The sequence below is a fragment of the Deinococcus grandis genome (assembly GCF_001485435.1).
In the GTDB taxonomy this organism is placed as follows: domain Bacteria; phylum Deinococcota; class Deinococci; order Deinococcales; family Deinococcaceae; genus Deinococcus; species Deinococcus grandis.
The window spans coordinates 2127828-2142696 of the sequence record NZ_BCMS01000001.1 but is presented as its reverse complement, the minus strand read 5'-3'; the positions used below and the strand labels follow the sequence as shown (position 1 = coordinate 2142696).

At 70.5% G+C, this 14869-nt stretch carries 17 protein-coding genes; 8 read left to right on the top strand and 9 right to left on the bottom strand.

Annotated features, from left to right (window positions below; genetic code table 11):
* Positions 1-6: 6 nt before the first annotated feature.
* Together DEIGR_RS10485 and DEIGR_RS10480 are read right to left on the bottom strand one after the other, a co-directional pair.
* On the bottom strand, positions 7-750 hold the full coding sequence (locus DEIGR_RS10485) for a chlorite dismutase family protein (RefSeq protein WP_058977057.1): 744 nt from the start codon (positions 748-750) through the stop codon (positions 7-9).
* A 259-nt stretch (positions 751-1009) separates the two neighbouring features.
* Positions 1010-1585: a hypothetical protein gene (locus tag DEIGR_RS10480; protein ID WP_236704720.1), complete on the bottom strand. Its 576-nt coding sequence runs from the start codon at positions 1583-1585 to the stop codon at positions 1010-1012.
* 25 nt (positions 1586-1610) lie between these two features.
* Between DEIGR_RS10480 and DEIGR_RS10475 the strand changes: the two genes are divergently transcribed.
* Positions 1611-1967 (top strand): VOC family protein, encoded by a 357-nt coding sequence (locus DEIGR_RS10475; RefSeq protein WP_058977055.1) that lies wholly within the window; start codon positions 1611-1613, stop codon positions 1965-1967.
* Between the two features lie 160 nt (positions 1968-2127).
* A complete protein-coding gene (locus DEIGR_RS10470) occupies positions 2128-2694 on the top strand; it encodes an RBBP9/YdeN family alpha/beta hydrolase (RefSeq protein ID WP_058977053.1) in 567 nt (188 codons plus the stop codon).
* A gap of 196 nt (positions 2695-2890) precedes the next feature.
* On the opposite strand, the gene trxA is transcribed toward DEIGR_RS10470, so the two are convergent.
* A complete protein-coding gene (trxA, locus tag DEIGR_RS10465; protein ID WP_058977051.1) occupies positions 2891-3223 on the bottom strand; it encodes a thioredoxin in 333 nt (110 codons plus the stop codon).
* Between the two features lie 132 nt (positions 3224-3355).
* Between trxA and DEIGR_RS10460 the strand changes: the two genes are divergently transcribed.
* The 4 genes from DEIGR_RS10460 (at position 3356) to DEIGR_RS10445 (ending at position 6707) form a co-directional block, all read left to right on the top strand.
* Positions 3356-3718, top strand: coding sequence for a DUF309 domain-containing protein (locus DEIGR_RS10460; protein ID WP_058977049.1), 363 nt, complete (start codon positions 3356-3358; stop codon positions 3716-3718).
* Between the two features lie 106 nt (positions 3719-3824).
* Positions 3825-4403: a LabA-like NYN domain-containing protein gene (locus tag DEIGR_RS10455; protein WP_058977047.1), complete on the top strand. Its 579-nt coding sequence runs from the start codon at positions 3825-3827 to the stop codon at positions 4401-4403.
* A complete protein-coding gene (gene plsX / locus DEIGR_RS10450) occupies positions 4403-5413 on the top strand; it encodes a phosphate acyltransferase PlsX (RefSeq protein WP_058977045.1) in 1011 nt (336 codons plus the stop codon). Before DEIGR_RS10455 ends, plsX begins: the two co-directional genes overlap by 1 nt.
* Before the next feature lie 109 nt (positions 5414-5522).
* Positions 5523-6707: a mechanosensitive ion channel family protein gene (locus DEIGR_RS10445; protein ID WP_058977043.1), complete on the top strand. Its 1185-nt coding sequence runs from the start codon at positions 5523-5525 to the stop codon at positions 6705-6707.
* A 147-nt stretch (positions 6708-6854) separates the two neighbouring features.
* Here DEIGR_RS10445 and DEIGR_RS19645 read toward each other — a convergent pair.
* A protein-coding gene (locus DEIGR_RS19645; RefSeq protein WP_153013568.1) for an IS630 family transposase occupies positions 6855-7857 on the bottom strand; the annotation gives its coding sequence in 2 pieces (ribosomal slippage) (positions 6855-7385 and positions 7387-7857; 1002 coding nt in all).
* A 210-nt stretch (positions 7858-8067) separates the two neighbouring features.
* Here DEIGR_RS19645 and DEIGR_RS19640 point away from each other — a divergent pair.
* Positions 8068-8927 (top strand): IS5 family transposase gene (locus tag DEIGR_RS19640; RefSeq protein ID WP_153013705.1). Its coding sequence is split into 2 segments (ribosomal slippage): positions 8068-8425 and positions 8425-8927, totalling 861 coding nucleotides; the frame shifts between segments, so codons are not numbered across the junction.
* A 19-nt stretch (positions 8928-8946) separates the two neighbouring features.
* Here the strand turns inward: DEIGR_RS19640 and DEIGR_RS10435 are convergent.
* The 4 genes from DEIGR_RS10435 to DEIGR_RS10420 all read right to left on the bottom strand — a co-directional run bounded on the left by DEIGR_RS10435 (position 8947) and on the right by DEIGR_RS10420 (position 12796).
* On the bottom strand, positions 8947-10080 hold the full coding sequence (locus tag DEIGR_RS10435) for a cysteine desulfurase family protein (RefSeq protein ID WP_058977041.1): 1134 nt from the start codon (positions 10078-10080) through the stop codon (positions 8947-8949).
* A gap of 7 nt (positions 10081-10087) precedes the next feature.
* Positions 10088-11713 (bottom strand): PASTA domain-containing protein, encoded by a 1626-nt coding sequence (locus DEIGR_RS10430; protein ID WP_058977039.1) that lies wholly within the window; start codon positions 11711-11713, stop codon positions 10088-10090.
* 61 nt (positions 11714-11774) lie between these two features.
* Complete coding sequence (locus DEIGR_RS10425) at positions 11775-12071, bottom strand: AzlD domain-containing protein (protein ID WP_058977037.1); 297 nt, start codon at positions 12069-12071, stop codon at positions 11775-11777.
* Positions 12068-12796 (bottom strand): AzlC family ABC transporter permease, encoded by a 729-nt coding sequence (locus tag DEIGR_RS10420; protein ID WP_058977035.1) that lies wholly within the window; start codon positions 12794-12796, stop codon positions 12068-12070. The genes DEIGR_RS10425 and DEIGR_RS10420 overlap by 4 nt, the downstream gene beginning before the upstream one ends.
* Before the next feature lie 20 nt (positions 12797-12816).
* Here DEIGR_RS10420 and DEIGR_RS10415 point away from each other — a divergent pair, with 20 nt between their 5' ends.
* Positions 12817-13647, top strand: coding sequence for a MerR family transcriptional regulator (locus tag DEIGR_RS10415; RefSeq protein ID WP_236704719.1), 831 nt, complete (start codon positions 12817-12819; stop codon positions 13645-13647).
* Positions 13648-13678: 31 nt separating this feature from the next.
* Here the strand turns inward: DEIGR_RS10415 and DEIGR_RS10410 are convergent, their stop codons facing one another.
* Positions 13679-14812: a helix-turn-helix transcriptional regulator gene (locus DEIGR_RS10410; protein ID WP_058977030.1), complete on the bottom strand. Its 1134-nt coding sequence runs from the start codon at positions 14810-14812 to the stop codon at positions 13679-13681.
* Positions 14813-14869: the final 57 nt, after the last annotated feature.

Sequence of the window (14869 nt, the reverse complement as noted above, 5' to 3'; positions counted from 1 at the left end):
CCCGGTTTACGCGAGGTCGTCCAGCGTCTCCCGCAGGTCCTTCTTCACGCAGGTGAACATCGGGGTGTCCTGCAGCGTGTAGTTGCTCGCCTCGGTGTAGCGCAGGCGGTGCACCAGATCCACGAATTCCTGCGGGTGGTCGCTGTCGAAGCTCACCACGAACTCCTGATCGTCGATCCCGTAGGAGTAGCTGGTGTTGATGCGCACGCCCTTGAACGGTTCGGAGGCGTAGATGTGCTCGTCCATCATGCCCTGGCGGGCGTGGGGCGTCAGGTCGTACCACGCGCGGGTCTTGATGAACGGGTAGATGAACAGGTAGCGGCCCTGGCCGGGCAGGATTTCCAGGCCGTGCCCGCTGCCCTCGACGCGGTTCACGTACTGGCTGCGTTTGTTCATGCTGGTGTACGTGTACGGCTGGGTCAGGTAGCCCATCAGGCGGGTGCGGTTCAGGCGGGCCTGGGCGTCCTGGAAGTCGCGGACGTCGAAGGCCATGCGCCAGATCATGAAGTCCACGTCGCCGCGCACGCCGACCAGCGAGTAGCTGCGCTGGATGAGGCCCTTCGCGGCGGGCGCGTCGGCCTGCCACGCGTCGGCGGCGGCCATGAACTCGGCCTTGATCTCCTCGCGCTCGGCGTGCGGCAGGCGGCGGAAGGCCGGGTCGAGCTTGAAGAACGAGTAGTTCATGAACTGCCGCCCTGACCGGTCGGGTTCACGCTGCGTGACCTGCCCGCTGGGGTCGAGGTCCACCATGCGCTTGCGGGCGGGGCGACCGGCGGGCGCACCCTGGCCCGGCGCACTCTGGGCAGGGGCTCCGTGGGCGGGTGCGGCGGGTTGGGCGTTCGATTCGGGTTGTTCACTCATGGGATCACCGGGGCGCGCGGGGCGCCGAAGTCAGAGAGGAGTGGGGAAGAGGGTGCCCGCAGGCCCAGTGCGCGGGGCAGGTGGGGTGGGGGCGTTCGCGTTGAACTATCTCACCCGCCGCGCGGGGCGCATGACCCCGAACGACCGGTCAGGCAGGCCGCACGCGCGCAGCGGGGAACACCATCCGGAAGTCCGGCACCGCCACCGACAGCAGCGGTCGCCGCTCCAGCAGGGCCGGGTGGAAGTCCCCGCCGACCACGCTCAGCCGCGCGGGCCGCCCCCGACCAGACGCCGAGACGGTCGTCAGGAGCGTCGCCCGGTCCCCGGCCTCCGGCAGGGGCGGCTGCGTCAGCGTCCGCCACGCGGCCGGCACCACCGCCGTCGTCACGGGCAGCGACGGCCCCCACGCCTGCACGCTCAGGTGGGCCAGCAGCCGCCCGTCCTGCGTGACCCGCACCTGCTCGCGCCCCGGCAGGCCCTCCCACGCGAACTCCGCCTGTGACTTGGGAATCGCCCAGTTGCGGCGGCCCCACACCACACTCTGCTGCGTGCTCACCACGATCCGCGTCACCTGCGGCGCGCCCGACAGGGACACCCACAGCAGCTCGTCGTACGGCCCCACGCCGGACTGCGCGTAGCGCACGAGCATCAGCGCCCCCGCCTCTCGGCCCCCGTACACGGCGACCGCTCCCCGCCCATTCAGATTCCACGGTGCTCCCGTCACGCCCGGCAGCGTATACCCTGCACGCATGCTCAAGCACGTCTCCTTCCTCACGCGCGACATCGCCGCGACCGTCGCCTTCTACGAACGCCTCGGCGCGACCACCGAGAAGAACCTCACCACCCCCGAGGGCCACCGCCGCGCCGTCCTGCGCCTCGGGGACGGCCTCCTCCAGTTCTTCCAGGTGACCGGCGAGACCCCCGCCCCGCACCCCCACTGGGCCGAACACATCGCCCTGCACGTCACCGGCCTCCGCGACCTCCTCCCCAAACTGAAAGAGGACGGCGTGACCGTCACCCGCGACCTCCAACCCAGCCCCGGCGGCCGCGACATGGCCTTCGTGCAGGACCCCGATGGGCGGCAGGTGGAACTCCTCGAAGGGTGAAGAGGGTTGTGGGAAGTAGGGAGTGGGGAGTGGGCTGAAGGGCATCAGCGGGGACATCGGCGTGTTCGCTTTATCGCGGTTCCGCTGCGTGCCCGCCCAGAGCGACCGACCCACTCCCCACAACCCACTCCCCACTCCCCTCAGGCGCTAGCCTGAGCAAATGACGCCGACCATCGTGATCGTGCCGGGCCTGGGGGACAGCGGCCCGGAGCACTGGCAGAGCCTCTGGACCGGGAAGTTCGGCGCGGCGCGCGTGCGGCAGGACGACCCGGAGCGGCCCACGCCCGGGACGTGGTCGGCGCGGCTTCAGGAGGTCATCGACGCGACGCCGGGTGATCTGGTGTTGATCGGGCACTCGTGCGGCGTGCTGAACATCGTCCACTGGGCGCGCCTGACCGGCGGGCACCCGCGCGTGAAGGGCGCGATGCTCGTCGGCCCCACCGACGCGGACCGGGCGTTCGAGGAGTACCCGACCGTGGCGGACATGGCCCCCGTGCCCATGCAGCCCCTGCCGTTCCCGGCCCTGGTCGTCGCCAGCGAGAACGACCCCTTCGCCAGCTTCGAGCGCGCCCAGGCGTTCGCGGACGCGTGGGACGCCGAATTCATCTCGGCAGGCGAGGCCGGGCACATCAACATCGCCAGCGGACACGGCGACTGGCCCGACGGCGAGGTGCTCCTGGGCGAGGCCCTGCACGCCTGGACGCCACCGGACATCGTGAGGATGTGAACGGGGGGAGTGGGTTGTGGGCAGTGGGGAGTGGGTCGGTCGCCAGTGGCAAACACGCGGTGGCCCTGCCGTAAAGCGTCCACACGGGCAGGTACGCTGATGCCCTTCAGCCCACTCCCCACTCCCTACTTCCCACTACCCAGGCAACGACGAAACGCGCCCCAGGTCACTGCCCGGGGCGCGTCACCGTTGCCGTTCAGGCGCTGGCGGTCGCGTTGCTGTACTTGTCCAGCAGCGCTTCGAAGGCGCGTTTGGGCTGGGCGCCGACGACGCCTTCGACGGGCTGGCCGTCCTTGAAGAGGATCAGGGTGGGGATGCTCATGACGCGGTACTGGCCCTGCGTGACGGGGTTCTCGTCGACATTCAGTTTCGCGATCTTGACCTTGCCCTCGTACTGCCCGGCGAGTTCCTCGATGACCGGGGCGATGATGCGGCAGGGGCCGCACCAGGGGGCCCAGAAGTCCACCAGGGTCAGGCCCTCGCTGATCTCGTTGTTAAAGTTGCTGTCCGTGAGTTCCACAGGCTTCATGCCTTCGACTATACCCCTGGGGGGCAGGGTGGGGATATGCCGCGCGTGGGTGTTCCCTCACCGGTTGTTTAACCGTGGTGAGGTGGGTCGCAGTTGGTGTTTCCGTGGTGGGGAGACGGTAGCCTGCCGGGCATGACGGTCACGGAGTCCGGGGAGTTCCGGCGCGGCGCGGCGCTGTTCGCACGCGGCGAGTGGTGGGAGGCGCACGAGGCGTGGGAGCGGCCCTGGCTGACGGCGCGCGGGGACGACCGGGCGTTCCTGCAGGCGCTGATCCTGCTCGCGGCGGCGCTGCATAAACGCTGGGCGCACGGCAGCCTGACGCACCGGAACTACGACAAGGCCCTGCGGTACCTGGACGCGTTGCCCGCCGGGTACGCGGGGGTGGATCTCGCGCGGTTGCGGGCGGACGTGTGGGACGCCCTTCAGGGTCCGTCGCCGCCGGAGTCCGGGCGGCCCGCGCTGCGTGTGGTGGGGGGTGGGCTGTTTCCCGCGTGACGGTCCGTCAGGTATCCTGAGCCGCGAACGCTCAGGGCCACCAGCCGGTGTGCCGGGCGTCCGCCGCCGCCCGCCCCATGGCAGGCGCGGCCCCAGGAGATCACAGATGGAACGCATTGCACTCTTTATTGACGGCGCGAACGTGTACGCGGCAGCCAAACGACTCGGGTGGAACTTCGACCACCGCAAGATCCTGGAGCACTTCGCCGCTCCGGGCCGCCTGTACAACGCCTTCTACTACACCGCCGTCCCCACCCCCATTGACGACAAGCAGAAGCGCTTCACGGACGCCCTGACGTACATGGGCTACACGGTCCGCACCCGCCCGCTGCGCGAGGCGACGGACGACAGCGGCGACACGTACCGCCGCGCCAGCCTGGATATCGAGATCGTCACGGACCTCCTGACGACCAGTGACCAGTACGACACGGCGGTTCTGCTGACCGGCGACGGGGACTTCGAGCGCCCGGTCGAGGTGCTGCGCGCGCGTGGTAAGCGCGTCGTGGTGGCCAGCATCGCCGAGATGACGAGCTACGAGCTGCGCAACGCCGCCGACCTGTACGTGGACTTCAAGGACATCCGCGAGCACGTCGAGCGTCCCGGCTACCGCCTGCCCAGCGAGCAGCGCGGGCAGGAGACCCGGCCCTTCTACACGTCCGCCGCGCTCGACGGCGACGACCGCTGATGAGTCTGCCGGTCGCGCTGGACGCCATGGGCGGCGATCACGGCGCCGTGCCGAACGTCGAGGGGGCGGTGCAGGCCGCCCGCGCGGGCGTGCCCGTGATCCTCGTCGGGGACCGCGTGAAACTCCACGCGGAACTCGGGCGGCACGCGGGCAGCGCCAGTCTGCCCATCGAGGTCGTCGAGGCGACCGACGTGATCGGCATGGACGAGCACGCCAGCGACGTGCGCAGCCGCACGCAGGCGAGCATCAACGTCGCGTCGCGCCTCGTGAAGGAGGGCCGCGCGTCGGCGGTCGTCAGCATGGGCCACAGCGGCGCGACCATGGCGTCCGCGCTGCTCACGCTGGGCCGCATCAAGGGCGTCGAGCGGCCCGCGATCCTCACGCACCTGCCCGCCAAGGGCGGCTTCACCACCCTGCTGGACGCCGGGGCGAACGCCGACGTGAAGGCCACGTACTACGCGCAGTGGGCGCGGCTGGCGAGCGTGTACCTGAAGGTCGTCGAGGACCGCGACAACCCCACCGTGGGCCTGCTGTCCATCGGCGAGGAGGACCACAAGGGCAGCGCGCTGGTGCTCGAGGCGCACGGCCTGCTGCGCGCCCTGCACGGCCGGGGCGTGAACTTCCACGGGAACGTGGAGGGCCGCGACATCTTCCGCAACACCACCGACATCGTCGTCACCGACGGCTTCACCGGGAACGTCGTCCTGAAACTCGCCGAGGGCGAGGCGAAGGTGCTGTTCGGCTGGGTCAAGGAAGCCCTGCAGAGCAGCCTCAAGAGCAAGCTGGGCGGCCTGCTCGTACGCGGCGCGCTGCGCGGACTGGCCGAACGCATGGACCCCAGCACGTACGGCGCGAGCCTGCTGATCGGCGTGCGCGGCCTGGCGTTCATCGGGCACGGCAGCGCCGACGCCCGCGCGGTCAAGAACGCCCTGCTGCGGGCCGCACGCGCGCACGAGGCGAACCTGATTCCCCGCCTGGAGGCGGCCTTCACCGAGCAAGCCTCCGGCTGACCCGCGCTGCCTCCACACCCGCCCGGGAGGTCACCTGGGCGGGTGTCGGCCGTTCAGGGCCGCGCCGCGCCTCTTGGCACACTCACCACCTCATGAGAAGGTGTGGGTCATGTTGCAGGAACTCAGTGTCCAGATCGTCAAACCACAGGTGTGGGTGGGGCTCGCGCTGACGGCGGTCGCCGCGTACGCCATCCACCGCTTCGGCCGGCTGCTGATCAGCACGCTCGAACCGCACGTCCCCGCCCGCCTGCGCCCCGCCCTGAACGGGCTGTGGGCGCTGGTCGTGATCGTCGGCTGGCTGGCCGTCGCCACCGCCGTCGCGTACCTGCCCAGCGTCCCCGTGCTGTTCAGCCTGGGCCGCGACATCATGGACGGCTTCCGCCACAGCGCCGGACAGCTCGTCGTGGTGATCGCCATGGCGCTGATCGCCTGGAACCTGATCGGCGCCCTGGCGCACCGCATCGTCGCCGACGAGGAATTCAACCGCCGCAGCGTCCGGGTGCAGACCCTCAAGGGCGTCGTGGAAAGCACCCTGCGCGTCGTCGTCGTCATCCTGAGCGTCATCGCGGGCCTCCAGGCGCTCGGCGTGAACGCCACCAGCCTCCTGGCCGGGGTGTCCGTGCTGGGCCTCGCGGTGGGTTTCGGCGCGCAGAGCCTCATCAAGGACGTCTTCAACGGCTTCTTCATCCTGCTGGAAGACCAGTACGGCGTCGGGGACGTCATCACCGTGAACTCCGGGCAGCTGTCCGGCGGCGTGGAACGCCTGAACCTGCGCGTCACCGCCCTGCGCGCCCTGGACGGCACCGTGCACATCATCCCCAACGGGCAGATCGCCACCGTCAGCGTCAGCAGCAAGGACTGGTCGAGGGTCGTCGCGCAGGTGGACGTCACGTACGCCGCGAACATCGACGACGCCCTGCGCGTGCTCGAACAGGTCAGCACCGAGATCTACGAAGCGGACGCGTGGAAGCACTTCTTCCTGGAGGCGCCCGAGCAGCAGGGCGTCACGCAACTCGCCCCGGACGGCGTCACCCTGCGCGCCCTGTTCAAGGTGCAGCCCAAGAGCCAGTACGCCATCGGCCGCGAATTCAACCGCCGCATCAAGATCGCCATGGACGAGGCCGGCATCGAAATTCCCTTCCCGCAGCGCAGCCTGAACTTCGGCGGTTCACCCATCGAGATCAAACTCACCCGCGAGGACCTGGGCCGCGACCCGCGCGGCGGCCAGGACCGCGACCACGCGCCCGTGAAACCCACCCTGACCCGCGACCCCGAGGAGAACGAGAACACCTGACGGGGGAGAGGGTTGATACGGACTCCGGTTGAAAGGTTTGCAAAATCTTTCAACCCGAGCGGAGCGAGCGGGAGAGAAGCGGGTTCCGGACGTGGAGTTGACAGATCGGTGGAGTTCCGATCTGTTATTGATTCCTGCGCAACTGGGTCACAGCCGAGCTCCATGCAGGAGGCGCCTTGGAAGCTCAGCCGCTCGCACTTTCCGCCACGCCACGGGCAATCGGGCCTTCAACGTCTGAAGATCTGACGGGCAGAAGTTCGCGAGGACATGCTGCTTCACATACGCCCACACCGGCTCAATCGGATTCAGTTCAGGCGCGTATGGCGGGAAGTACACCACCGACAATCGAGGTTCAGCTGCAACGAAGGCGCCCAGCGCCTTCGTCTTGTGAATGCGGGCGTTATCGAGCAGTACCGTGATCGATCCAGAAATGTGACGCAACAGATGCGACAGAAACGACAGGACGTGTGCGCCGTTGATCGACGCTGGATGCGTGTGTTGCAGAAACTGTCCCGTCGTGGCGATCGCTCCAATCGTCGACACGCTGTCCCAGCGGTACTTGGACACCAACACGGGCGTCTGACCACAGGGGGCCCAGGTGCGGGTCACGGTGGGCTTCAAGCTGAAGCCCACCTCATCGATGAAGACGAGTGTTTCTCCGGCCTCAACTTTTTTTTTCCAACTCGGGCACCGTGGTGTCCACCCAGGTGACGAGGGCCTCCTGATCCTGTTCTCGTGCCCGCCTCATCGGTTTCTGTGGTGTGAATCCCCACTGCCGTAAGAGCCGACTGAGGTGATCGACGTCGTACCACACGTCGTAGGTCTGGCCGATCAGCTCGCGCACCTGTGGGCACGTCCAGCGGGCATTCGGGGCCTGCGCGGGGCCCGGCCCCGCGCTGAGGATCGTCATGATCTGGGCGATCTGAGCGTCTGTCAGTCGTGGTGTGCGGCCTGGAGCAATGGTGGCTTCAAGAGAGCCCTGTGTGCGCAGACGTTGTCGCCATCGTCGAACGGCACTGCTGCTGACGCCGCACCGTTCGGCGATCTGGGTGGAGCTGAGCTCCCCTGCGCGGAGATACGGCTCAGCGAACAGTCGCCGTTCTTCCATCTGTTCGCGGGTCCACCGGGTGGGTTGCCAGGCTGGCGGCATGCCCTCATCGTACCCCTCTCGTTACGCTCCAACGCAGGAATCAATAACGAAACAAACGGAATCCGTATGATAGGTGATAGTTGATGGGTGATGGTTGATAAAGAGGAGCCACACCATCGATGCAGAGAGGCCGTGGAGGTGTTCCCACGGCCTCTCTGCGCGGTTCGATCCGTCTAGGGTCTGTCTGGCTGAATCTGTAAGGATGGGCAGATGGGACGGACGGATCTCACCGAGCAGCAATGGGCGACCCTCTCTCCGCTGTTGCCTGCCAACCCCACACGTGGACACGCCTTCAAGGACCATCGGACCGTCCTGAATGGCATCCTGTGGCGACTGAAGACCGGTGCCCCCTGGCGAGATATCCCGGAACGGTACGGGTCATGGCATACCTGCCATGACCGCTTCACCCGCTGGTCTCGGAACGGCACCTGGGTGGCGATTCTCGCCGCGCTCCAGGTCAAAGCCGACGATGAGGGAAGAATTGACTGGGACGGCGCCGCCATCGACAGCACCCATGTCAAAGCCCACCGCAGTGCGGTGGGCGCGCGGAAACAACTGGCACGGACGGAAAAAAGGGAGGCGTGCCTGATGAATGGCTTGGCATCAGTCGTGGGGGAAGAACCAGCAAAATCCACGTCCTGAGTGACGGACATGGGTATCCACTCAGCGTCCTGGTGTCCGCCGGACAGGCCAGTGACCCCACTTACCTCGCGCCGCTGCTGGACAATGTTCGGGTGGGGCGTCCCGGGCCGGGACGCCCCAGGAAGCGTCCGACGACGCTCAGGATGGACCGAGCGTATGGCGCGAGGACCTACCGTAAGGTGCTACGGAAGAGAAAGATCTGCTGTGTCTGTCCGGAACGTGCGGATGCTCGGAAGGCTCGCCTGCGGCGCGGTGCGCGGGGTGGGCGTCCACCGAAATTTGACGCACAAGCCTATCGGGGACGTCAGGTGGTGGAGCGCAACATCAACCGGTTCAAGGATTTTCGGGCTTTAGCGACGCGATACGAGAAGCGGGGACATCAGTTTTTGGCCGGCGTACACGTTGCCTGCATCGTGTTGTGGCTCTGAAACGTCAGCCAGACAGACCCTAGGCGCGGCTCCAGGTGGCGGCCTGCGTGAGGGCCTGGGCCGCCGCGCTGACCTCGGCGGGCGTGGTGGCCGCGCCGAAACTGAAGCGCAGGGATGCGCGGGCCTGCGCCTCGTCCAGCCCCAGGGCGGTCAGGACGTGGCTGGGTTGCATGGTGCCCGCGCTGCACGCGCTCCCGGCGCTGGCCGCGACGCCCAGCATGTCGAGGTTCATGAGCAGCGCCTCGCCGTCCGCGCCGCCCACGGTGACGTTCACGACCTTCGGGCTGCTGTCCGGCGCGTGATTCACGCTCAGGTCCGGGATGCCCGCGACCTCCCGCATGAACTGCTCGCGCAGGGCGCCCAGGTGCGCCAGGGTCGCGGGCTGCGCCGCTGCCGCGTGGGTCAGGGCCACGCCCGCCGCGTACACCCCGGCGGTGTCCTGCGTGCCGGGGCGCACGCCGCCCTCCTGCCCGCCGCCCAGTGTCACGGGGGGCAGCTCGGCGCCGCGGCGGACGTACAGGAAGCCCACGCCGCGCGGGCCGCCCCACTTGTGCGCGCTGAACGTCGCGAACGTCACGCCCCAGCCCGTCAGGTCCACCGGCAGCACGCCCGGCGCCTGCACGGCGTCCGTGTGGTACGGCACGCCCCGCGCCGCCGCCAGGGCCGCCAGTGCGGGCGTGTCCTGCACGGCGCCCACCTCGTTGTTCGCGTGATGGATGGACACCAGTGCCGTGTCCTCCCGCAGCGCGTCCGCGAGCTCTGCCGGGTCGTAGCGCCCGAAGCGGTCCGGGGTCAGGAACGTGACCGCCCAGCCCTGCGCCGCCAGGGCCCGCGCGGGGGCCAGCACCGCCGAGTGCTCGCTCGGCGTGGTGATCAGGTGCCCGGGCTGGCTGTGGCGGTCCTGCCACGCGCGCGTGATGCCCAGCAGCACGTGATTGTCGCCTTCCGTGCCGCCACCGTTGGCGATCAGTGTGCGCGGGTCCACCCCGAACGCCGAGGCCACCCGCGCGCGGCCTTCCTCCAGCCGCTCGCGGGCCGCCTGACCCGCCGCGTGCACGCTGGCCGGGTTGCCCGGCAGCGCCGCCGCCTGCGCGTAAGCCGCCAGGGCCTCCGGGGTCATGGGGTGCGTCGCCGCGTAATCCAGGTAGATCATGTGGCCCTCAGGGCGTGACGAGCGCGAAGTCCTGCCCGTCCCGCCGGATCACGAACACCGCGTCCCCCTGCACGCTCGCCACCGTGCTGATCTGCTTCCCGGCCAGCGCCCCGGCGTCCGCGTTCAGGTCCAGTGCGCGCTCGCCACTGTCGTCCCGCACCGCCAGCGTGTACGTCCCCTGCGGCAGGTCGCTGGGGAACGTGTACCGCAACGTCACGCTGCGCGGGGCGGGCGCCGACACCTGCGGCGACGCGTCCTGCGCGGGCACCGCCGGGATCTCCTGCGGCGCCGCGCCCTGCGGGTCCGGCGTGACCGGGTCCGGTTCGGGCGCCGGTTCCGGTTCGGGCGCCACGACCGGCGGCGGCAGGGGCAGACTGCCCGCCGGGCGGCTGGGCGCGCTGTACCGCGGCGCGGCGACCGTCAGGGTCACGGGACTGCCGACCGGCACGCTCTTGAACGCCGCGGGCGTCTGCTCCAGCACCGTGCCCTCCTTCTGGTCGCTGGGCTGCGGCGTGACCTTCGTGATGACCAGCCCCGCGTCCCGCGCGTACGTCCGGGCGTCCTCGTACTGGAAGCCGCGCACGTCCGGCAGGAAGGTCTTCTTCCCGACGATCCCGGTGCTGACCATCAGTTGCACCGGCTGCCCCTGCTGCGCCGTCGAGCCCGGCTCGGGCAGCTGCGCCACGATCCGGCCCTCCGGCGTGCCGGTCAGGGTGCCGTCCACCTTCACGATCTTCCCGACCGTCATGGCGCTGCCCTTCAGCGCGTCGCGCGCCTGGTCGGGCGTCATCTCCTCCAGGCGCGGCACCTCGATCGCCGGGGGGTTGTTCACGGTCAGCGTCACCAGCCGCCCCACCGGCAGCGTCGAACTGCCCGCCGGGTCCTGCCGGATGACCGACCCGATCGCGCGGCCCGCCGCCTGCCCGGTCGTGTACTCCACGCGGAACCCCTCGCCGGTCAGCTGCCGCGCCGCGTCCTTCGCCGCCTGACCCACCACGCTGCTCACGGGCCGTACCGGCGGGTTCAGGTAGATCTGCACGGCCTGCGCGCCCACGTACGTCGCGCCGCCCAGCAGCAGCAGGCCCGGAATGAACGTCAGCCACGCGCCCGGCTCGCGGCGGCGTTTCACGCGCGCGCCCTTCAGCGGGGCGAGGGTCGCCGCGTTGCGCGCCGCGATGTCCTCGGGGCTGCGCGGCGCCAGCAGGGGCGTCAGGTACGCGACGCGCGGCTCGTGGGCCTCCACGAGGACCTGCGCGTCCTCCAGCGCGTACCCGTGCTCGGCCAGAGAGGCCGCGAGCGCCTGCACGTTCTCCACGAGGTCCTGCGGGACGCCCTTGTGCGCCAGCGCCGCCTCCAGCGGCTGACCCGTCACGGGCTGCCACACCGCGTAGAACGCGCCGGGCCGCGCGACGACGTCCGTCAGGCCCGCCGGGCTCAGGGCGCGCAGCGCGGTCCGGTACGCGTGAAAGGCCTGCCGGTCGGCGGGCGTCGCCACGGTGAACCACGCCACCTGTCGCGTGACGCCCTCCGCCGCGCGGACCTCGGACAGCGTGACCGGGCCCTGCACGGACACCTCCCGCAGCACCTCGTACTTGCCGTCAATGACTTTCACCCTGCCCACCTGACCCGTCATGCGCCGCTCAGCATAGCGCGCGCCCCACCCTGCACGCGGCGGCCCGCCTCACACGCCCCGGCTACGCGCCCAGCAGCCGCGCCGCCCAGTACGCCGCGAAGCCCCCCACGATGCCCAGCGCGAGGTTCCGGGTGCGCCACAGCAGCGCCCCGCCCACCGCGGCCCCGATCAGCCGCCGCGCCCACTCGGGGCTGCCCAGCACGTCCGGGACGATCAGCGCCGCGAACACGCTGACCGGCACGAAGCGCAGGAACGCCAGCCAGAACGGCGGCAACTCCAGGCGGCCCAGGCTGAGACCCACGAAGCGCGCCGCGTACGTCACGCCCCACATGAGCAGGATGACCAGCCAGCCGCTCACGCGCGGACCTCCGCCCGCCGCGTACTGATCGGCGCGCCCAGCAGCGCCCCGCCCACCCCGACCAGCAGCACGACCAGTCCGCCCGGCAGCACCCGTCCCAGCCCCCACGCACCCAGACCCGATACGACCGCCACCAGCACCGCCACGCGGCCCACCAGCAGCGGCACCAGCAACCCCAGGAACGCCAGCGGGAAGATCACCCCCACGCCCAGCGCGTCCGGGTCGGGCAGTACGCCGCCCGCCAGGGCGCCCAGCAGCGTCGCCGCGTTCCACGCCGCGAACAGGCTCAGTTCCGCACCCAGCAGGAACCCCACGCTCAGGCCGCCCGGATCACGCGGGCCCGCCACGAGCACCATGCCGTACGCCTCGTCCGTCAGGAACTGCGCCGCCACGGCACGCTGCCACCGACCCAGCGGCACCTGCCGCGACAGGCTCAGGCCGTACAGCACGTGCCGGGCGTTCAGCACGAACGTCGTCCCCACCAGCGCGACCGCCGCCACCCCCGGCACGGCCCCACCCACGAACTGCCCGGCCGCCGCGAACTGACTCGCCCCGGCGAACACCGTCACGCTCATCAGGCACGTCTCCCACACGCTCAGGCCCCCCGCGCGGGCCGTCACCGCGTACGCCACCGCGAACGGCACCACGCCCGCCCACAGCGGCACCATCACCCTGAAGCCCCGCCCGAACGCCCCCCAGTCGAACCTCCGCCCCTGACCCGTCATGCCGGGCAGCTTACCCGCGCTTGACCCTCACGCGGCGGGAGGGCCTACGCTGCCCCTCAGGAGGTTCCACCCTGGACGCGAAGCGCTGGACGGTGGGGGAGGTCGCGGCCCTGACGGGCGTCAGCGTCCGTACCCTGCACCATTACGACGAGATCGGGCTGCTGCGCCCCGCCGAGCGCAGCGACGGCAATTACCGCCTGTACACGCCGGGCGATCTGGCGCGGCTGCGGCGCGTGCTGACGTGGCGGGCGCTGGGCGTGCCGCTCGCCGAGGTGGCGGGGGTGCTGGACGCCCCGCCGGACCTGGAACGCGAGGCGCTGCGTGCCCACGCCGGGCGGCTGCGCGAGGACCTGCGCCGCGCCGAGCACACGTTGCGCGAGGTGCAGGCCCGCCTGAAGGCCCTGGAGGACGGGGCAGAGGAGACCATCATGAACAACGAGGACGTGAAGGCCGTGTTCGACGGCTTCGACCCCACGCAATACGAGGCGGAGGCCCGCGAACGCTGGGGCGAGACGGAGGCCTACCGCCAGAGCGCCGCGCGCACCGCCCGGTACAGCAGGGCGGACTGGGCGCGCATCCGCGCGGAGATGGACGGCATCACCGCCGCATACGTGGAGCTGATGGACGCGGGCGTGCCCGCCACGGACGTTCGGGCGCAGGGGGTCGCGGCGCGGCACCGCGCGCACATCAGCGGCGCGTACTACGACGCGTCGGCGCAGATGATGCGCGGCCTGGCGCAGATGTGGGTGGCGGACGAGCGGTTCACGCGCAACATCGACCGGGCACGCCCTGGACTGGCCGCGTACCAGAGTGCCGCCGTGATCGCCTGGGCCGACGCGCAGGACGGGTAAAGGACGGGTAGAGGGGCTCACTGCCCGCCCGTCACGCCGCGCCGTGCTGCACGAAACGGGTGGGGGTCTGCGCGGCGACCTCGGCGGCCTCGCGCGTCAGGCGCTGCCACGCGGCGCGCACCCCGTCCGGGCCGAGCACCTGCACCTGCGGCCCCCAGGACAGCAGCCACGGGAGGACGCTGCGGGGCACGCCCCCGGCGTCGTGCGGGACGAGCAGGGGCGCGTCCACGCTGCCGTCCGGGTTGATGCTCGGTTCGCCCAGGCAGGCGTGGCCGCCTTCCAGCACGCGGAATGCCGCCTCGCCCGTGAAGCGCAGGGTGACCGTCACACTGTCCGCTGCCTGGGTGGTCAGCAGCGTGACGGGCAGCGCGGGCACCTGCCCCGGGTCGAGGGGGTCGGGCGTGAAGGTGCCTGCCTCGGGCGTGACGTGCAGCATGCGGCTCATACGGACTCCGATTGAATGGCTTACAAAGCCGTTCAATCCGAGCGGAGCGAGTGGGAGAGAAACGGATTCCGGACGTGGAGTTGACAGATCGGTGGCGTTCCGATCTGTCAACGAAATAAACGGAATCCGTATCAGGCGGTAGGTGCGGACCTCGCCCGCGTGGTCGGGGTCGCGGCCCACGACGAGCAGGTCACCGCTGACCGGGTGCGCCTCGATCCGCAGCGGGTGCAGCCGCGCCGCGCGCCGCTTGCCGGGCTGCCATTCCTGGAAGCGGATGGGGCGGCAGGCCAGCCAAGCCTGCGTCACGGCGCGGAGCGCGAGGTCGGAGGCGGCGGGGCGAGCCGTGCCCGTGGTGGGCAGGGCCGCGCGGACGTGCGCGGGCAGCGCGTCGGCCAGCGCGGCGCGCAGCGGGGCGAGGCTGGCGGCCGGTTCGTTTCCGCGTGCCGCGAGGGCGTCCAGGCCGCGCAGCAGGGTCAGTCGCGCCGCGCCGTCCAGCTCCGGCGTGCCGATCACGTACCCCTGCGGTGGGCCGGGCAGGACGCGCAGCCCGGGTTCCAGCGCCTCCAGTTCGCGCAGGTCGCGCGCCGTGACCGCCAGGGGCTGCCCGATGGCCGCCGCGAGTTCCGCGACGGTGTGCGGCCGGGCGCGCAGCAGGCGGGCCAGGAGGAACAGGCGCTGGACGGGGCTCTGGACACGCTCGGGCTGCTCGTCGGGGGTCATGCGTCCAGTCTGCGGATGGGGTGTCCGCAGAACGTCCGTATTTATGAGAATGACCTA